Origin of the sequence: Thioclava sp. JE_KL1 (genome assembly GCF_009296265.1) — a bacterium.
Classification (GTDB): Bacteria; Pseudomonadota; Alphaproteobacteria; order Rhodobacterales; family Rhodobacteraceae; genus Thioclava.
In genome coordinates this window covers 398,771-417,796 of the sequence record NZ_WBJS01000001.1, presented here as the reverse complement: position 1 = coordinate 417,796, position 19,026 = coordinate 398,771, and the positions used below count along the sequence as shown (strand labels likewise).

The 19,026-nt window shown below is 65.1% G+C and carries 16 protein-coding genes; 3 read left to right on the top strand and 13 right to left on the bottom strand.

Annotated elements, in window-relative coordinates:
- Positions 1-25: 25 nt before the first annotated feature.
- Together F8R15_RS01770 and F8R15_RS01765 are read right to left on the bottom strand one after the other, a co-directional pair.
- The gene (locus F8R15_RS01770; RefSeq protein ID WP_152843131.1) at positions 26-835 is read right to left on the bottom strand and encodes a hypothetical protein; all 810 of its coding nucleotides are present in this window, start codon (positions 833-835) and stop codon (positions 26-28) included.
- Between the two features lie 33 nt (positions 836-868).
- A complete protein-coding gene (locus F8R15_RS01765) occupies positions 869-1,924 on the bottom strand; it encodes an AI-2E family transporter (protein WP_152843128.1) in 1,056 nt (351 codons plus the stop codon).
- Between the two features lie 359 nt (positions 1,925-2,283).
- Between F8R15_RS01765 and F8R15_RS01760 the strand changes: the two genes are divergently transcribed.
- Together F8R15_RS01760 and F8R15_RS01755 are read left to right on the top strand one after the other, a co-directional pair.
- Positions 2,284-3,732: a trehalose-6-phosphate synthase gene (locus F8R15_RS01760; protein ID WP_152843126.1), complete on the top strand. Its 1,449-nt coding sequence runs from the start codon at positions 2,284-2,286 to the stop codon at positions 3,730-3,732.
- A gap of 1 nt (position 3,733) precedes the next feature.
- Positions 3,734-4,240, top strand: coding sequence for a hypothetical protein (locus tag F8R15_RS01755; protein WP_152843125.1), 507 nt, complete (start codon positions 3,734-3,736; stop codon positions 4,238-4,240).
- Between the two features lie 146 nt (positions 4,241-4,386).
- Here the strand turns inward: F8R15_RS01755 and F8R15_RS01750 are convergent, their stop codons facing one another.
- The 11 genes from F8R15_RS01750 to F8R15_RS01700 form a co-directional block, all read right to left on the bottom strand.
- Positions 4,387-4,875, bottom strand: a complete 489-nt coding sequence (locus F8R15_RS01750; RefSeq protein WP_152843124.1) for a fasciclin domain-containing protein — start codon at positions 4,873-4,875, stop codon at positions 4,387-4,389.
- Between the two features lie 133 nt (positions 4,876-5,008).
- The gene (locus tag F8R15_RS01745) at positions 5,009-6,013 is read right to left on the bottom strand and encodes a DNA topoisomerase IB (protein WP_152843123.1); all 1,005 of its coding nucleotides are present in this window, start codon (positions 6,011-6,013) and stop codon (positions 5,009-5,011) included.
- A gap of 46 nt (positions 6,014-6,059) precedes the next feature.
- Positions 6,060-6,632, bottom strand: coding sequence for an NTP transferase domain-containing protein (locus F8R15_RS01740; RefSeq protein ID WP_152843121.1), 573 nt, complete (start codon positions 6,630-6,632; stop codon positions 6,060-6,062).
- 3 nt (positions 6,633-6,635) lie between these two features.
- Positions 6,636-7,553 carry an XdhC family protein gene (locus tag F8R15_RS01735; RefSeq protein ID WP_152843119.1) on the bottom strand — a complete coding sequence of 306 codons (918 nt, stop codon included), beginning with the start codon at positions 7,551-7,553 and terminating at the stop codon, positions 6,636-6,638.
- Positions 7,543-9,738, bottom strand: coding sequence for a xanthine dehydrogenase family protein molybdopterin-binding subunit (locus tag F8R15_RS01730; RefSeq protein ID WP_152843117.1), 2,196 nt, complete (start codon positions 9,736-9,738; stop codon positions 7,543-7,545). The genes F8R15_RS01735 and F8R15_RS01730 overlap by 11 nt, the downstream gene beginning before the upstream one ends.
- Positions 9,735-10,757: a xanthine dehydrogenase family protein subunit M gene (locus F8R15_RS01725; protein WP_152843115.1), complete on the bottom strand. Its 1,023-nt coding sequence runs from the start codon at positions 10,755-10,757 to the stop codon at positions 9,735-9,737. Before F8R15_RS01725 ends, F8R15_RS01730 begins: the two co-directional genes overlap by 4 nt.
- The gene (locus F8R15_RS01720) at positions 10,757-11,266 is read right to left on the bottom strand and encodes a 2Fe-2S iron-sulfur cluster-binding protein (protein WP_078599563.1); all 510 of its coding nucleotides are present in this window, start codon (positions 11,264-11,266) and stop codon (positions 10,757-10,759) included. The genes F8R15_RS01725 and F8R15_RS01720 overlap by 1 nt, the downstream gene beginning before the upstream one ends.
- Positions 11,267-11,471: 205 nt before the next feature.
- The gene (locus F8R15_RS01715) at positions 11,472-13,748 is read right to left on the bottom strand and encodes a pyrroloquinoline quinone-dependent dehydrogenase (RefSeq protein WP_253732316.1); all 2,277 of its coding nucleotides are present in this window, start codon (positions 13,746-13,748) and stop codon (positions 11,472-11,474) included.
- On the bottom strand, positions 13,745-14,116 hold the full coding sequence (locus tag F8R15_RS01710) for a hypothetical protein (RefSeq protein ID WP_078569574.1): 372 nt from the start codon (positions 14,114-14,116) through the stop codon (positions 13,745-13,747). The genes F8R15_RS01715 and F8R15_RS01710 overlap by 4 nt, the downstream gene beginning before the upstream one ends.
- Positions 14,117-14,313: 197 nt before the next feature.
- The gene (locus tag F8R15_RS01705) at positions 14,314-15,333 is read right to left on the bottom strand and encodes an aldo/keto reductase (RefSeq protein WP_152843113.1); all 1,020 of its coding nucleotides are present in this window, start codon (positions 15,331-15,333) and stop codon (positions 14,314-14,316) included.
- Between the two features lie 165 nt (positions 15,334-15,498).
- On the bottom strand, positions 15,499-16,941 hold the full coding sequence (locus F8R15_RS01700; protein ID WP_152843111.1) for an MFS transporter: 1,443 nt from the start codon (positions 16,939-16,941) through the stop codon (positions 15,499-15,501).
- A gap of 424 nt (positions 16,942-17,365) precedes the next feature.
- Between F8R15_RS01700 and F8R15_RS01695 the strand changes: the two genes are divergently transcribed.
- Entirely contained in the window at positions 17,366-18,985 is a 1,620-nt protein-coding gene (locus F8R15_RS01695; protein ID WP_306461382.1) for a peptide ABC transporter substrate-binding protein, read from the top strand.
- Positions 18,986-19,026: the final 41 nt, after the last annotated feature.

Below are 19,026 nucleotides of genomic sequence, written 5' to 3'. Positions count from 1 at the left end.
CGTCAGGTCATCTACACGCACCGCATCACGCCCGGCGCGTCATGTCCTGCGGGCACAGATCATGCCGCTTCGCCCAATGCAGAAGCGTGTCGTCGAACTGCTCGGGCGGGACGCCTTCGAGCCCGGGAAATTCATGCAAGATGATCCGCAGCGCGCGGCGCTGGTCCTCGGTGAGCCGGTCGTCGTGCCAGAGCCGATAGATGCCGCGCGGCAGGCGGCGCTCGGGTCTCGCGGTGCTATAGAACAGCGCGATGGGGATGGATTTCACCTGCGCCACGTAGCTTGATAATTGCGGCAGGAACTGCCCGGTGAACTCGTCGGAGCCGGGCGGGAAGACCTCGGCCAGCGCCATGACCGCACGCCCCTGCGCCGCCGCCTGCGTGGTGGAGAAGACGAAGCTTACCGCGAGCGTCAGTACCAGCATCCCTGTCACCCCCGTGATGACCGAGATCAGCGACCAACCGGTGCCTGCGGGCGTCGCGTAGCCGCCACCCAGCGTCGAGAGCAGATGCCCCGCATAAGAGAGGCTGTCACCGAAGCTCGCCGCGGGGAGCCCCTTGGTCGTCTCCAGAGATCGGGTCGCGGCGAAGAAGATCAGGCTCCATCCGAAGGCGACCATGATGATCCAGACGCCGCCGAGCCATGCCATCGTCACCGGGCCGCAGATGCGATGCGCGAGCCGTGTGTGCCCGAAGCTGCGGATGCGCTTGAAGCCGAACCGCGCGATGGCCAGCGAGATTGCGCCGGACTGGCCCGCACCAAGCGCGCAGAGCAGAATGTCCCAAAGCGAGATCGCAACGATGGCGGCGCCGAGGAAGATCAGGAAAATGGTCACGGGAGGCTCCGAAAGTTGGAAAGGGGCGTGCGGTCAGGCGGTCTCGGGCCTGATCAGCGGCAAGTAGTGGCGCCGTGTCATCATCATCAGAACGGCCAGCAGCGGGGTCGCCAGCGCAAGGCCGAGAAGACCGAAGAAGCTCCCCATCAAAAGCTGGAAGGCGATAATCAGGGCCGGGGGCAGCGACATCGCCTTTTCCTGAATCTGCGGCGTGATCAGGTTGCTCTCGAGCGCCTGTACCGCGAGGTAGAGGACCACGACCCAAAGCATCGTCGTCGGGCTGACCGTCAGGCCCATCGCCAAGGCGGGGATCGCCGACAGGACCGGCCCGATATTCGGAATGAAGGTCAGAAGTCCTGCAAGGATCGCAAGGATCGCCGCCAGCGGCACGTTCAGCAGCCACAGCCCGACAAAGGTCAGCAGGCCGATCACCGTCATCGAGATCAGTTGCGCAAACAGCCAGCCCGACAGCGCCGCCCAGCCGGTCGCGAAGCTCGCGACGACCCAGTCCCGCTTGGAGGCGGGGAAGAGTGCTGCAATCCCGCGCCGGTACAATTGCGGCTCCACCGCGCCGTAGACGCCGATGAACAGGATCAGCATCGCGTTCCCGATCACGCCGATCGACATCATGACGGTTGTGGCGGCCCCCTTGCTCGACGGGGCGATGGAGCCGAGGTCGATCGAACGCGTGATCGAATGCAGCCAGCCATGCGAGTCGATAAAGTCCTGCACCTGCTTCATCGCCTTGGGCAGGGCGGTCGTAAGCTGGTCGAGCTGATCGGACAGGCCCTGCGCGGCATAGAGAAAGAACAGAACCGCGAGGCAGACCAATATGATCGAATAGAGTGCGAGCCCCCAGCCTTCGCGGATGTGCAGCCTGCGCGCGATGGCGTTGCCGCCCATCCGCAGGAAGACCGCGACCAGAAGCCCCGCGAAGACCAGCAGCAGGATATCGGGCGCGATCAGCACCAGAAGCGCGAAGATCGCGATCGGCAGCCAGAAGGTAATCCGCTCGCGCGAGGCCTTCGCGCGCAGTCCGGCCGGCTTGGGGTCCGCATGGTCGGCGCGATGCGGTCCGGGGTCTGACATGGTGCTCTCCGTCTCGGCTTGTGTCGTGTGACAGGCCAACCTGTCGCCCGCGCCGTGGTTCCGTGCCCAAAGCGCGTCGCGGCGGAGAAATTGTCACCCGCCATGTGTCCGGCGCCGTAAGCGCGCGAGCTGGGAGAGATGTCACAAAACATCGCGGAAGAGATTGAAAATGTGTAAAAAAATGCATCCCGGTGAGCCGGTTGATTGTCTTATGTTAAAGATATGAACTTTTTTCGGCTGAGAGGCCGTTTTCGCCCTCAGAGAGAGGAACTGCCATGCGTAAGGAGGAGTTGCTCGGGCGATATATCCCAACAGGGACAAACCCATTCAGCCGCCCAATTTCGGAGGTCTCTTTCGTCATGTCCGCCCGCCTCATCGTCGTGTCCAACCGTATCCCTTCCGAGGCCACGCCCTCGGGCGGGCTCGTGGTGGCGCTCCACGAGGCGCTGCGTGAGAAAGGCGGCATCTGGATCGGTGCGCATCCCGAGACGGGCCCGGAAGAGTCCGCTCTCATCGATATGGGCGGGACGCAATATGACAAGCTCGCCTTCCGTCTGACCGAGGAAGACCGCGCGGCCTATTACCTGGGCTTCGCCAATTCCGTGCTCTGGCCGATCGCGCATCACCGCACCGATCTGGTCGAGATCAATCGCAGCTTCGACGAAGGCTACCTGCGCGTGAACCGCCGGATCGCGGAGCAGATGGCCGAGGTGATCTCGCGGGAAGACCACATCTGGATTCACGACTACCATTTCTTCCCGCTGGCGGAGGAGCTGCGCAGGTTGGGGGTGACCAACCGCATCGGCTTCTTCCTGCATATTCCTTTCCCCAACATCACCGATCTCGATGTGTTGCCCGACCCGCCCGCCTTCGCGCGGTGGCTGGCGCATTACGACCTGGTCGGCCTGCAGACGCGGGCTGACGTGGCGCGATGCCTCGAGATGTTCCGCGCCGACCCACGGGCAGAAATGCTGCCCAACGGCGCGATCAAATTCGGCGCGCAGGAGGTGTCCGTCCGGTCTTTCCCGATTGGCATTTCAGCTGAGAGCTTCGCCCGGGCGGCGCAGGACTGCGCGCCGCCGCCCGCGCACGAATTGTTCGGAGACGCCTATGTCATCGGCGTCGACCGGCTCGACTACTCCAAGGGCTTGCCGCAACGCTTTCGCGCGTTCGAGCGCTATCTGGAGACCTACGACACGGGGCCGCGCGCCTCGCTGGTGCAGATCGCGCCACCCTCGCGCGAAAGCGTGCGGGCCTATCAGGAGATCACCGCCGATCTGCAGCAGATCGCGGGGCAGGTGAACGGGCGCTTCGGCGAGGTCCATTGGGCGCCGATCCGCTTCCTGCACCGTCCGGTGCCGCGCGATGAGATCGCGGGGCTGCTGCGCGGCGCACGGGCGGCACTTGTGACCCCGCTTGCCGATGGGATGAACCTCGTGGCGAAGGAATATGTCGCCGCTCAGGACCCGGACGATCCGGGCGTGCTGGTGCTGTCGCGCTTCGCGGGCGCCGCCGAGGACATGACCGAGGCGTTGCTGGTCAATCCGCATGACGTCGACGAGACCGCCACGGCGATCCGTCGCGCTCTGACGATGCCGCTGAAGGAACGTCAGGCGCGCCACGCCGCCTGCCTGAAGGTGGTGGAGGCGACCGATACCGGCGCCTGGGCGCGCAGCTTCCTCGATCAGCTCGCCGCCTGCACACCCGCTTTGCGCATTACCGGACGCGCCGCCGAATGGCTTCGCGGCGAAGAGGGCCGGGAATTCGACCCCGGCGCGCATCGCTCTATTTCAAAGGAGGAGGTCTGATATGACCATGATGTCTAGAAATATGGAGCCGACCGCGTCAGAGGAGGGCGCGCTCGTTCTGATGCTCCACCCCGGAAATTGCGATCTCGATTGCCATGGGGCGTTCATCGAGGCTCTCAAGGGCGACCGTGCCCATATCGTTTGCCTGTCTCAGGAAGGCGGCGGGCGTGGCGCGCTGATCGCCCGGCTCGGTGCCTGTGGCGCGACGCCGATCTGTGCGTCGTTCCTGACCTATGAAGATGGGGCGCTGTCCGATCCCGAGGAGCATGGTTCGATCGCGCATGTGCTGTCCTACATCATGCAGGCGCACAATCTGACGCGGATCTTTGTGCCCAAGCACAATGGCGATCACGCGTGCCACAGCGCAATCGAGGCGATCGCGCAGAACCTGTCGCGGATGACCGATGCGCCGGTCATTCATGAAGATGACCTGCCGAGCCAGAGCGAGATCGTACCCGGCGGTGGCGATCCGAGCGGGAGCGGCACCCTTCTGAGCTCTTACGCCTGACCCGCCCCGATCTGCGCGCCCCGCGGACAGTCCCAAAAAGAAACCGCCCGCGCATCCGAAGCTGCGCGAACGGCCCGGGAGCGGTCTGCCGTGAGGGGGACCTTCCGGCAAACCTCCCCGTCACTTGGGGCTTTTACTCAAGCCCGTCACTTGGGCATGATCACCTTGTCGATCACGTGGATCACGCCGTTGCTGGCTTCGATATCGGCCTGCGTGACGCTGGCTTCATCGACCATCACGGCGGGGTCGGTTTTCACCATGACTTCCGAGCCCTGCACGGTCTTGGCCATCATCCCGTCGCTCAGATCGCCGGACATCACTTTGCCGGGCACGACGTGATAGGTGAGGATCGACGTCAGCTTGTCCTTGTTCTCGGGTTTGAGCAGGTCGTCGACAGTGCCTTCGGGCAGGGCTGCAAAGGCCTCGTCCGTGGGGGCGAAGACGGTGAAGGGGCCTTCGCCCTTGAGCGTCTCGACGAGACCGGCGGCCTGCACCGCGGCCACGAGCGTCTCGAAGCTGCCAGCGTTCACGGCGGTGTCGACGATATCCATTCCGCCATGATTGTCGGCATGGGCGGGGGCGGAAACGAGTGCGGTACCGGCGAGCACTGCGGCCATGAAGGTTCTTCTCAGCATTCTCTTTCTCCCTGTGTTGGATCGTGGGCAGATCCGGTGGTGGATCGTGCAGGGGATACGGGAGATATGGCGATGCGGATCACGCGCGGCTCGCGATTTCGCGCTTCAATGTGAGGTTGCGTGAGCGGCGCGCTCAGCGCATGCCGCCGTCGAGAAGGTGCAGAAGTTGCGCCTCGACCTTGCGCAGCCCGTCGACCGCAGGCGCAGTTTGCGCAAGAGCGACAAGCGCTTCCGGCTCCGCCTCGCTCAGCGCGATCACCTGCGGGTGGATGTAGGAGTTGCGCGCGATCGTGGGCGTGTTGTGCAGTCGCTCAGAGGCGGCCTCTGCCATCGCCTTGATCGTCACCCGCCCGTCATCCGCCTGACGCAGCGCGGCCTCCAAGGCTGCCGCCGATCCGTTCCACGTGCGGAAGGTCTTAGCGGTCAGCCCCTCGGCGCCGGTACGGTCGGCGAGGAAGGCGTTTACCTCCTCCGAGCGTACCGAATGCGGGTCGCCATCCTCGTCGATCCATGTGATCAGCTCTGCCCCGGGCAGATCGTCGAGCTGCGTCAGCGCGCGCTCCAACGTCCTGTCGCGCAGCTCGCTTTCGATCTTCGTGCCGCCCTTGCCGGTGAAGGCCAGCCGCAGCGTGCCGCCGTCGAGCGTCATATGCGCGCCGCGCAGCGTGGTCGCGCCGAAGCTGCGGTTCTCGCGAGCGTAATCGGCATTGCCGACGCGGATCGCGGCGCGGTCCAGCAGAGCCAGAACTGCGGCCAGCGCGAAGGCCCGATCCCCGGGATCATGGCCGCGCAGATCGCTCAGGATCGCCCGGCGCAGACGCGGCAGGACGGTGCCGAATTCCGCGAGCCGGTTGAACTTCCTCTGCGACCGAAACTCGGTCCAGTCGGGATGGTAGCGATATTGCTTGCGCGCCCGCGCGTCGCGGCCCGTCGCCTGCAGATGGCCGTTCTGCCGCGGGCAAATCCAGACATCTTCATAGGCGGGCGGCACGGCCAGTGCCTCGATCCGTTTGCGCTCTGTGCCGCGCGCGATGGTCGTCCCGTCAGGGGCCACATAGGAAAACCCGCGCCCGCAACGCCTGCGCGTGATGCCGGGTCGGTCATCGGGATAGTAGACGAGATCGGGCAGGTCTTTCATGGAGCGAAAACGCCGGGCGTATCGGCGCAGTTCCCGTTCCGCGCGCCTATTGTGGGGCGTTGTGAAAATCCTCGGGTCGGTCGATATCGCGGAGGGTTCCAGGTGGCAGCGGCACCCGCCGCAGATCAGGCGTGCGACGCAGCAAAGCCCCGGCGCCCCGGTCGCCCGTCAGCCGCAGAGCCGCGCCGAACAGCCTGCGCGGGATCAGCGCTGGCGGCGCGAGGCGACCGTCCGAGGTCGCCATCATCGGGTGGGGGCCGGGTGTCCTGAGAAGCTGGCGTAGATGCGTGCGAGAGACCTCGGGCATATCGCCGAGAACAATCAGCAGATGGCTCGCGCCACTGGCTTGAGCGGCGTGGATCGCGCGGTGCAGGCTCGCGCTCTGGGCGCGACCCGCTCCGATGCAGAGAAAGTCGAGCCCCGCGCCACGCAGCTCTTTGGGAAGCCGGGGGCTGCGGGTGATCGCGGCGCGTTTATAAAGCCCGAGACCCCGGAGCGTCTTCGCGGACCGCAGCACAAGCGCAGCCTCTCCGTCCGCGCGCGCGGCCAGCTTATCCCGCGCGCCGAAGCGCCGCGACGCGCCTGCCGCCAGGACCACGCCCATGATCTTGCGCGCCAAGTCTCAGACCTGCGCCAGTTGCAGCACTTCGGCCAGCACCGAGACCGCCAAGAGCCGCGGCTCGCGTGCCTGTTCGATCAGGCCGACCGGGCCGCGCAGCCGCGAAATCGCGGCCTCCGACAGCCCCTTGCGACGCAGCGCCACCGCGCGCTGGCGCGCCGTGCGGCGGCTGCCCTGCGCGCCGATGAAGAACGCGTCGCTTTCCAGAAGCTGCGCGAGGATCGGGATTTCCCGGTCGTGATCGTGGAAGAACAAAAGCGCCGCCATGCGCGGGTCGGGCGTGATGTCCCCAAGCGGATTGCTGCGCCGGAATTCGTGGCTCGTCACGCCGGGCAGACTTACTGGATCGGGCATGATGAGATCGGCCTGATAGCCTGCGCCCGCGGCGAGCTGCGCAAAGGTTTCCGCCTCGACGCCGGTGCCGAAGATCACGAAACGCGGCTCGGGTACGAGGTGCAGGCTCAGATCGGTCTCGGGTTGGGGCTCGAGTGTCAGGGTGCCCTGCGTGCCCGACAGGTGCAGCGACAGCGGCATCCGAGCGTCAATCGCTTCGGCCATGCGCTCCTGATCGGCGACGGGCGGGGCAGGGATCACCGTGATGTCGAGCGCCCCGCCACAAGGCAGAACGAGGTCGATAAAAGGCGAGCCCTCGCCGTAGCGCAGATGCCGGGTGCAGCCGTCCTGCGCGACCTTGTTCAGATGGTGTTCGATATCGGCATCGATGCAGCCCGCCGAGAGATGGCCGCGAATGTCGCCCCGATCGTCAAGGCTCATCGCAGCACCGAGGGGGCGGTACCCCGCCCCCTCGATCCGTGTAAGAATGGCCAGCGCGGCCAGCCGTCCCGGCGCGGGCAGTGGCATTTCCGCCATGCCCAACCGGGTCTCCACACGCGCACGCTGGCGAAGCGGACTACCGTCCATTGGCAAACCCCTTGAGAACTTTGTCGGGCGTGGCCGGATAGTCGTATAGCCGCACGCCCGTCGCGTTATGGATTGCGTTGATCACCGCAGCCCCTGCGCCCGAGATGCCAAGCTCGCCCACGCCTTTGGATTGGATTGGGTTGGCTTCGTCATCGCGCTCGGGCAGGAAGACCACCTCCATCTCGCGCGGGATATCCGCGTGCGACGGGACGTGATAATTCGCCAGATTGCGCGTGACGATATGGCCGGTCCGCGGATCGTGGCCAAGCTCTTCGTGCAGTGCAGAGCCGACGCCCCAGACCATGCCGCCGACGGCCTGGCTGCGCGCGGTCTTCTCGTTGAGCACGCGGCCGATGCCGAGAACGCCGAGCATCCGGCGCACGCGCACCTCGCCCGAGACCTCGTTCACCGCGACTTCGGCGAAATGCGCGCCGAAGCCCGCAGAGAAATGGCTCTTGGCGGTTTTGCCGCCTTCGATCTTGCCCTCGGCGCTGATCGGATCGCTCAGCAAATCGACCAGTTTCGCGGTCTTGCCGCCGCCCGAAACCTCGCCATTGCCAAGGCTCAACTCTTCGAACTTGCAGCCGAGCTTGTCGGCAAGCTGCTCGCGGATCTTGCGTGCGGCGAGGAACACCGAGGAGCCCGACGACGACGCCCCGAAGGAGCCACCGGACCCGGAGGCCCCCGGCAGGTCGCTATCGGCCAGATGGACCGAAACCTTGTCGATCGGCAGGCCCAGCATCTCGCCCGCGATCTGGCCGAGGATCGCGTAGCTGCCGGTGCCGATATCGGTCATGTCGGTCTCGACCAGAGCGCCATCCGCGCTGAGCGTGACGCGCGCCGCCGACGGCACGAGGAAGTTCGCCCGCCCCGCAGCCGCGACGCCCATGCCGATCAGCCATTCGCCTTCGCGACGCGTTCCGGTCTCGGGGCGTTGATCCCAGCCGAAGCGTTTCGCGCCTTCGCGCAGGCTGTCTTCCAGAGCGCGGGCCGAGTAGGCCTGACCGGTGTCGGGGTGCTTTTCGGGGATGTTGCGCAGGCGCAGTTCCACCGGGCAGAGGCCCAGCTTCTCGGCCAGCTCATCCATCGCGGTTTCCAGCGCGAAGGTGCCAACCGCCTCGCCCGGCGCGCGGACCGAACCCGTAGGCGTGCGGTGATTGCGCGAGATATGTTGACGCATGACCCGGTTGGGTGCGCCATACATGAAGCGGCTCGCGGCGTTGACCGGTTCGGAGAAGGCTTCCTCTTCGAGATTGGACACGCGGTCCTCATGGCCGATCCCGGTCAGCTTGCCGCTCGCGTCCGCCGCAAGGCGCAGGCGCTGCCACGTCTCGGTGCGGCGCAGCACGGCATCGAAGACGGTCTGACGGCTCAGCACGATACGCACCGGACGGTCGAGTTCGCGCGCGGCAAGCGCCGCCGCGACATGCTCGGAGGAAATGCCCAGCTTGGAGCCGAACCCGCCGCCCACATAGGGCGCGAGGATATGGACCTTGTCGGACTCGATGCCAACCGCATCGGCCAACTCCTCTTTGTTGAAACGGACCATTTGCAGCGAGCCATGTAGAACGAGGCGACCGTCCTTCCACTCGGCGATACCCGCATGGGGTTCCATCGCCGCAGCGACGTGACCGGCGGTGATGTATTCGAGATCGACCGATTGCGCGGCCTTCTCCATCGCGGCGTCGAGATCGCCCTGGATGCTTTCGCGATCTTCGTTCAGCTCGAGCTCCACGCCTGCCGGATCGACCGGCGCGCCGGGGTTCTGCTCGTAGCTGATCTTGATCCGGGCGGCGGCGTCGCGCGCGGTCTCGAAACTTTCCGCGACCACGAGCCCGATGGGCTGACCGTGATAATCGACGCGGTCGCCGGGCTGCACCGGCGCGGCGCCTGCCATGCCCTGCGCCGGGTTGCGCACGAATTCCGGGCCGTGGAACAGGCCCAGATAGCCGGGGAGCTTCTTCGCCTCCGTCTCATCAAAGCCGGTGACCTTGCCGCGCGTGATCGTAGCGCGCAGCATCACGCCATGCACCATGCCTTCGGGCTTGAATTCGGCCGCATAGGTCGCGGTGCCGGTCACTTTCAGCTTGCCCTCGGGACGGTCGAGCGGCGCGCCCACCAGACCCTGTTTGGTTTCGTCGAGCAGCCGCGGCTGCGCTTCATCCATCGTGAACGTGTCGCTCATGCCAGCGCCTCCACCTTGTCCGTTCCGGTCGAGGCCGGGGCCATGCCCGTCGCCTCGCGCATCACCGCGATCAGTGCGCGGCGGGTCATTTCGCGTTTGAAATCGTTGCCCTCGTCGGTGACCGCTTCGGCCAGAAGAGTATCGGCGGCCTTGCCGAACAGTTCCTCCGACGGGGTTTCGCCTTCGAGCATCGCATTGACTTGCGCATCCGCCCAAGGGCGCGCGCCGATGCCACCGAAGGCGAGCGAGGCGGTCTTGATCGTTTCGCCCTCCATCTCGACCACGGCAGCGACCGAGACGAGCGCGAAGGCGTAAGACGCCCGGTCGCGGATCTTGCGATAGCTTTGCGTGGCGTTCGCCTGCGGGGCAGGGAGGATCACCGCGGTGATGATCTCGCCCGGCTTCAGGCTCGTCTCCACTTCCGGCGTTTCGCCGGGCAGCTGATAGAGTTCGTCCATCGCCACGGTGCGGGTTGCTCCATCGGTGCCACGGATTTCCACCTGCGCATCGAGCGCGCGCATCGCCACCGCCATATCGGAGGGGTGCGCGGCACTGCAGGCGGCCGAGGTGCCCAGGATTGCGAGCATGCGGCTGATACCGCCCTTGGCGGCACAGCCCGCGCCGGGGTCGCGCTTGTTGCAGGCCATCGCCGGGTCGTAGAAATACGGGCAGCGCGTGCGTTGCAGCAGGTTGCCGCCCGTGGTCGCCTTGTTGCGGATCTGGCCCGATGCGCCCGCCAGCAGAGCGCGCGACAGAACCGGATAGGCGCGGCGCACCTGCGGATCGGCGGCAAGGTCGGCATTGCGCACCAGCGTGCCGATCTTCAGCCCACCCTCATGCGGCTCGATCTTGTCCAGCCCGTCGATAGCGTTGATGTCGATGACCGTCTCGGGGGTCATCACCTGCAGTTTCATCAGGTCCAGCAGGTTGGTCCCGCCCGCGATGAACTGCGCGCCGTCACCCGCCTTGGAGGCCGCGTCATCGAGTGCGTTTGCGCGAAGATAGTCGAAAGGTCTCATTACTTCTCCTCCGCTTCGGCCACGCGCGAGATGGCCTCGCGGATGAAGGGATAGGCCGAGCAGCGGCAGAGGTTGCCGCTCATCCGCTCGGCAATCTCGGCATCGCTCAGCTCGGACTTGCCGGTGAGGCTGTCGCTGACATGGCTGGGCGCGCCTTCGGCAGCTTCGGCCAGCATCCCGGTTGCCGACATGATCTGCCCTGGCGTGCAATAGCCGCACTGGTAGCCGTCGCAGGAGACGAATTCCTGTTGCAGCGGGTTGAGATTTTCGGGCGTGCCGAGCCCTTCGATGGTGGTGATCTCGGAGCCTTCATGCATCACCGCGAGGCTGAGGCAGGAGTTCACCCGCCGCCCGTCGACAAGCACCGTGCAGGCGCCGCATTGGCCATGATCGCAGCCCTTTTTCGAGCCGGTGAGTTCGAGATGGTCGCGCAGTGCGTCGAGCAGCGTCACCCGCGGGTCGAGGTCAAGCGCGCGGGCCTCGCCATTGACGTGAAATGAAACCTTCATGGGGTCCCCCTTGTCCGGAATTCAGGTTTGGCGCAGCCGTCTGGGGAGGCGGGCGTTCAAACCAGCTTAATGGGGAACACCGCGCGCGCGGAACGGTTCCTGCGAGAAAACCCTCACGTTGCGGTGAGGGCTTCGCGGACGCGGTGCGCGTCAGGGGCGGGGGCGTGGTTGATGCCACGCCGCCCGCGATGTGTTTACGCCGCGATCAGTTCTCCGGCAGCGCGTAGACGGCCACCAGATCGCCCACGGTGGGCTTCAGGATCGAGTTGCCGCCCGAGATGAAGGCCACGTATTCGCGCCCTTTGTACTCGTAGATCGCCGGGTTCGCGACGACCGGGGCTTCGAGCTGCGAGGACCACAGCTCCTTGCCGGTCTGGATGTCATAGGCGCGCGCCTTGGCATCCATCGTGGCCCCGATGAAGATCAGACCCGACTTGGTCACCGCCGGACCGCCGATCGTGGGCGAGCCCATGCTCTCGGGCATGAAGAACCCGTATTTCTGCGAGCTGCCGAGCGGCTTGCGCCATTTCACGTCGCCGGTATGCATGTCGATCGCGACCAACTCGCCAAACGGCGGTTTCCAGCACGGCATCCCGAGCGAGTTCAGCGCGTTGCCCAAGCTCATGCCGTAGGGCGCGCCTTTCTGCGGGTAGAAGCCGTTCTCGTTGCCCGAACCACCGGCGTTCTGCTCGTAGTCCTGGCGCTCCCAGAGCTTGATGTACTGCACGATGTGGCTCGTGTTCACGACCGCGATCTGCGCGTCGGGATCGAAGGCCACGCCGCCCCATTGCACGCCGCCCGCACTGTCGGGATAGGCCAGCGTGCCTTCGCCCTTGGTGGTCGGCGGGGTATACATCCCCTCATAGGTGAGGTTGTCGAAAAGCTCCGAGCAAGCGCCGCCCGAAACGAGATCGGCAATACCCCATACCTCTGGCTTCTTCGACTGGTCGAGAAGCGGCGCGGGTTTGGTCGGGAAGGGCTGGGTCTTGGCATAGACTTCGCCTTTCACGGTGCCGTCGCCTTGCGGAACCGGGCGTTCCTCGATCGGCCAGACGTCTTCGCCGGTCTCGCGGTTCACGACGAACAGGAAGCCCATCTTGGTGCCCTGCATCAGCGCCGGGATTTCCTTGCCGTCGACGGTGATGTCCATCAGCGTCGGGGCGGAGTTGATGTCGTAATCCCAGATGTCGTGGTGCACCCACTGACGCGACCAGACGACCTTGCCCGTGTCGAGATCGAGCGCGGTGGTCGAGGTGGCGTAAGGGATCTGCTCGGTCCGGTTGCCGCCCCAATAGTTCGGCGAGGGCGAAGCCACCGGCAGATAGACCATGTTCAGGCCCGGATCGACGGACATCGCGGTCCAGACGTTCGCGGTGCCGGTCTTGCGGCGGATGTTTTCGGGCAGGGTCTCGAAGGACCATTGCAGTTTGCCGGTCTGCGCATCGACCGAGAAGACCGCACCGGGAGGAGCTTCGGCCCATTCCCAGTCCTGACCGGCCCAGCCGAGGATCAGGTGATTGCCTGCAACCGTCGGCGGCTGCAGAACCGACAGCGGGAAGCGGTCGTTGACCGTGTTCCACTGGTTCACGTCCAGCACGCCATCCTTGCCGAAATCGGTGCAGGGCTTGCCGGTATCGGCGTCGAGCGCGAAGAGCTGCGCATCCATCGTGCCGATATAGACGATCTTCTGACAGACCTTGCCCGCGACCGGGTTCTCGGCCTGCCAATAGGCGACGCCACGGTTCTTCAGCGCGGGCTGGGTCAGCGCCTCCAGCTTGGATTTCGTGTCGAAGGCCCATTTCGGCTCGCCGGTGGCGGGGTCGAGCGCCAGCACGCGATAGAAGGGCGTGCCGATATAGAGCGTGTCATTGGCAAAGATCGGCGTGGCCGACCAGACGGTGGCGGGTTTGTCGCCCGAACCGTCCGAGACGTCGCCGGTATGGACCTGCCAGACCTTCTCCAGATCGCCCACGTTGTCCGGGTTGATCTGGGTCAGCGGCGAATATTTCTGTGCGGAGAGCTGTCCGTGGAAACTATTCCAGACGGGCTGCTCGGGCACCAGCGGGGTGCCGTTACGCTCGCGCGAGCTGCTGGCGATCATCGGCTGAGCCACGCTATCGGCGACGGGCTTGGGCTGATCGGCATTGGCGTCGGGACCGGGAGGGGTGTCCTCGTTGGCCGCGGGATCGTTGGTTTGTTGATCGGTGCCGCTCTGACTGTCCGACTGGGTGGCAGTGTCCGCCGTGGTGCCGGTATCGGTGCTCGTGCTGGCGCCCGTCCCCGTGCCGGAGGTGTCCGATTGCGTGCTGGTATCCGTCGTTGCCGAAGTACCGCTGTCGGTCGAGTTCGCGGTGCCGCTATCGGCTGCGGGTTGGGTCGTGTTGTCGGTTGCGGTGCTGTCGGTCGCGGTCGTGTCCTGCGCATACCCGGCGGCAGCAAAGAAGGCGAGGGCGAAGGCGAGCGAGACGGTCTTGCGGTTCATGCGTAGGCTCCTTTCGAACGCGCGCCCCGGCTCGAGGCGATGTCGTAGATGAGGCCGATCAGCACGACGCCCATCGCCGCGATCAGCCACCATTCGTGGAGGAAATAGGCGGCCGCCGCGGTACCCAGCAGGCCGAGCGCGACGAGGACGCGCAGGATCGTGCGGATCGCTCCCGGTTCGGTCATCTGGATCACGATCCCTGCGAGGGCGATCAAAATGGAGGAGGCGATCACCAGCCCCGCGCCGAATGTGCCGGTCACGCCGGTCAGGGGGGTGACGTAATTCCAGATCGCGATGGCGGCGCCGATCAACGCCCCTAGAACAATCAGGATGCTGCGTGGTCGTGATGCTGAGCGGGAATGTGCCAAAGGAACTCTCCTTGGTAAATGCTTTCCCGCTCAACGCACTCTGTGTCTTTTGAGGTCCATGAAAAAGTGAACCGATTTGAGGCCGCGACGTAAGCGTGCATCGATTGCGGCTTCGGTCGCAGACATGAAAAGGCGCGCCAAGGCAGGGTTGGCCAAGCCAACACCCGCCCGGGCGCGCCGATCGGTTCGCTTCGTGTTTAGCGCTGGCGGTAGCCGCCCTGACGCTCCAGCATCCAGCCCGGATATTCGGCGGGCAGGGCGCTCACCTTGTCGAGGGTCTCCAGCTCTTCTGCCTCGAGCGTGATCTCGGTCGCGGCGATGTTGTCGGTCAGCTGGTCCTTGCGCTTCGCACCGACGATGACGCTGGTGACGACCTCCTGATGCAGAAGCCATGCCAGCGCGATCTGCGCGACACTCGCATCGCGCTTCTCGGCCATCGGACGCATCGCGTCGATCACGTCATGGGCGCGGTCCTTCTCGACCGGCGGGAAGTCGAAATTGGCGCGACGCCCGTCGGAGCCTTTGCCGTCACGGTCGTATTTGCCGGACAGCAGACCGCCCGCCAGCGGGCTCCAGACCATCAGGCCCATGTCGGTGTCGCGCAGCATCGGCACCACTTCGCGCTCCAGATCGCGCCCGGCGATCGTGTAATAGGCCTGCAGCGACAGGATCGGGGCGAGCTTGCGCGCCTCGGCGATGCCCACTGCTTTCATCACCTGCCACGCGGCCCAGTTCGACAGGCCGATATAGCGGACATGGCCATGCTGCACGAGCGTGGTCAGCGCCTCCAGCGTCTCCGAGATCGGCGTCATCGGGTCGAAGCCGTGGATCTGGTAGAGGTCGATATGGTCGAGCTGCAGCCGCTCGAGGCTCTGCTTGCACTGCTCCATGATGTGATAGCGCGAGGCACCGCGCTGGTTGATGCCCTCGCCCATCGGGCCGAGCACCTTGGTCGCGATCACCACCTCGTCGCGCGCGATGCCGAGATTGCGCAGGCTCTGACCGAGGATGCGCTCGCTCTCGCCGCCGGCATAGACATTCGCGGTGTCGATGAAGTTGATGCCCGCGTCCACCGCAGTTTTCACGAGGCCGTCGGCATCGTCCTGACGTAGCTGGCCGATCTGGCCCCACATGCCCTCCGAGCCGCCGAAGGTCATCGTGCCGAGGCAAAGTTCCGAGACGAGAAGGCCGCTGGGGCCAAGAGGTCTGTAACGCATGGATCGCTCCTTTCGCATCTTTTGCGGGGCCAGGTTCGGACGGCCCCTCTGGGTTGGGTAGATGGGGCGCGCGGCGCTCGGGGCGAGGGCCGCGTGACAGTTGTGGCGCACGATCATGTCATCGCGTGCGAGGCAGGAAGGGGACGGCGCAGGGGCGCCGCCCGCTCAGTCTTTGGCGCGCTCGATCTTCATCGGCGTGGACCACGGTGTGAGGATCACCACGCTCGCGATGACCATTGCGTAGCCGATCGCCGACATCATCGCGCCGCGATAGGCTTCGTGGTCGCCCGGTTCCGCGCCGCCCAGCATGCCGAAAAAGATCCCGCCCATGATCGCGATTCCGAAGGAGATGCCGACCTGCCGGATCGCTTGCACCGCGCCCGAGGCCGAGCCGCTGTCGTTACTATCCGCCGCCGAGAGCGAGACCTGAAACAGCGGCGAGACGGTGTTGCCCAGGCCAAAGCCGCCAAAGAAGAACCACGGCGCCATGCGCCACCAGCTGATCGTGTCGCCCATCGTCCAGATCGCCCAGAGCTGCCCTGCGAAGCCCGTCGCGATGAGAATGCCGCCGCCCATCACGCGCCAGCGGACCCAGCGCGACCCGAACCAGCCGGTCGTGGCCGAGGCGAGCAGCACGCCAAGCGGGAAGGGCGTCGTCGTCAGCCCCGATTGCAGGGGCGTGAGCCCGTAACCCGCCTGAAGATAAAGCGCCATGGTGAAGAAATAGCTCGGCACCGCGGTGAACAGCGCGGCGTTCAGAAGGCTCCCCGACAGGAAGGAGCCCGAGCGCAGCAGCCGCATCGGCAGAAGCTGGGGCGCGTTGCGTTCTTCCTGATGCCGCTGCCAGCGGATGAAGACCCAGCCGAGGATCGGTGCCGCGATCACCATCGGATACATCCAGAGCTGCCAGCCGATCGACGGGGCTTCGACCAGCGGGAACAGAAGCGCCAGCGTCGCCACCGCTGCGATCGCGATGCCCACCTTGTCGATGCCCAGCTTGCGATTGCCCTGACCCTTGGGCACCAGCATCAGCGCGGCGATGAAGGCCGCGATGCCCAATGGAATGTTCACGAGGAAGATCGGACGCCAGCCCAGCCCGTAGATATCGGCGGTCAGGAGCAACCCGCCCACGATCGGCCCCGCGACCGAGGCCAGCCCGGCGGTCAGCGCGAACAGGCCGAAGGCCGCGCCGCGTTGCTCGGGCGGGAATAGGCGCGGCACCAGCGCCAGCGTCTGCGGCGTCATGATCGCAGCGCCCACGCCCTGCACGATGCGCGCGCTCACCAGCGTCCCGATCCCCGGCGCGATGCCGCAGACCAGCGAGGCGGCGGTGAACAGCGCGATGCCCGAGACGAACAGCTTGCGCCGCCCCAAGAGGTCGCCCATCCGTCCCGCCGGCAGCAGCAGGATCGCGAAAGAGAAGGTGTAGCCCGCGACGATCCACTCGATCAGGTTCGGCGGGGCTGCCAGCTCGTTCTTCATCGAAGGCAGGGCGACATTGACGATCGTGATGTCGATCAGGTTCATGAAATTCGCCAGCAGCAGGACGGCTGCAGCCGCCCAGCGGCGTGCGGGCGAAAGTGGGGTCTTCTGGTCGGTCTCGGCCATTCGGGGTCCGTTCTGTCGGGGCTGTAACGCCAAGGGTAGCTAGCAGGGGGGCGAGGCTGGTCAATAGCACGACCGAAGGCGAGCCCGCGCGGAACAACTTCTGGATGTGTCAAAATACATAGGAAGAAAGGCGCGCAAGCGGATGTATCGCGGGCGCAGAGATTCGGTCGCGGAGGGCCGGGATGGGGCTTTGGCTCACGCGACGGAGCTTGGCGTTCGTTGCAAATTTCAAGGGCGCCACGCAAGTTTCAGAAAGATTTCGCCGAGCTCCGAGAAATGCGCTCTCACATGGGTGTGAGCACCGTGACGTCAGACTTGCGCCGCGCCGCGATCCTGCCCTTGATGCCCCATCAACGAAAAATCGGGGCCCCGCGCTCACCCCTGCGTTGCGCGCGACCGGACCCCGGAAAACTGGAGGTATCCCTTGAAGTCGATTGCCGCGATTTCCGCTTTTGCCCTGATGCTGGGCAGCGCCGCACCCGTTCTCGCTCAGTCGAGCAAAGTGCCCGAAGGCACCAAGCTCGCCGCTGACCAGACCTTCACCTACTGGATGCAGGACGATCTCAAGACGCTCGATCCCGATCTGAGCACCTCGAAGGACGGCAACGACGTTCTTCAGCAGATGTTCGAAGGTCTCTACCAGCAGGACGATCACGGTAAACTCGTGCCCGCGCTCGCGACGAGCTACGAGGTGTCCGACGACAAGAAAACCTACACGTTCCACCTGCGTAACGAGAAGTGGTCGAACGGCGATCCCGTCACCGCGCAGGACTTCGTCTATGCATGGCGTCGTCTCGCCGATCCGGCGACCGCCTCGCAATACTCGTGGTATATCGAGCTAATGCAGGTGAAGAACGCCCATGACGTGATCGCGGGCGACAAGAAGCCGAGCGAACTGGGCGTGAAGGCGCTCGACGACCACACGCTGCAGGTGACGCTCGACAGCGCGATCCCCTATTTCCGCCAGATGCTCGTGCTGTCCTCGACCTTCCCGGTGCCGCAGAAGGTCGTCGAGGAATACGGTTCCGACTGGACCAAGCCCGAGAACATGGTCGTCAACGGTCCCTACAAGCTGAAAAGCTGGAAAATCGGCAACTCGATCGAGCTGACGAAGAACGACGCCTATTACGACGCCGCGAACGTCACGCTGACCGATCTGAAGTTCATCCCGATGCAGGATAACGACCAGGCGCTGACGCGCTACGAGGCGGGCGAGCTGGACTTCGTGCAGACCCCGGCCGGTCAATATCCGCGCCTGAAGAAGGAATACCCGGATGCGGCTCACGCCCCGCCGCGTTCCTGCGTCTATGCCTACCGCTTCAACGTCGGCCCGAACGGCCCCGAGGCGCTCAAGGACGTGAAGGTCCGCAAGGCGCTGTCCTATGCGATCAACCGCGACATCATCGTCGACAAGATCCTCAAGGGCGGCCAGAAACCGGCCTATACCTGGACCCACTGGGCGACCGCGAACTTCAAGGCACCGGACGTCGCTTATGCCGACATGACGCAGCAGGAGCGGATGGACAAAGCCAAGGAGCTTCTGAAGGAAGCTGGCTACGGTCCCGATCACCCGCTGAACCTGCGGATCATGTACAACACCTCGGCCGACCACAAGAAAATCGCGATCGCGGTGCAGCAGTTCTGGAAGCAGCTCGGCGTGAAGTCGACCCTCGAGAACTACGAGTGGAAGGTCTATCTCGACAAGCTCAACGGTCAGCATGACTTCGACGTGGCCCGCACCGCATGGTGTGCCGACTACAACGAGGCCTCGACCTATCTCGACGTGAACACCTCGTGGTCGGATCAGAACTCGGGTCAGTGGAAGAACGCCGATTACGACAAGCTGATGAAGGACTCGAAGACGGCGGCCGATCCGCAGGAGGACTACACCAAGGCGGAGAAGATCCTCGCCGAGGACATGCCCCTTGCGCCGATCTACGCCTACTCGCTGCCGATGCTGCTGAACCCGCAGATCAAGGGCTACCCGTTCGATAACGTCCAGCTGAACTGGTACGCGAAGAACATGTACAAGGTCGCGAAGTAAGCCGGCTGAAACGATAACGGGCGGGCCGCGCAATCGGCCCG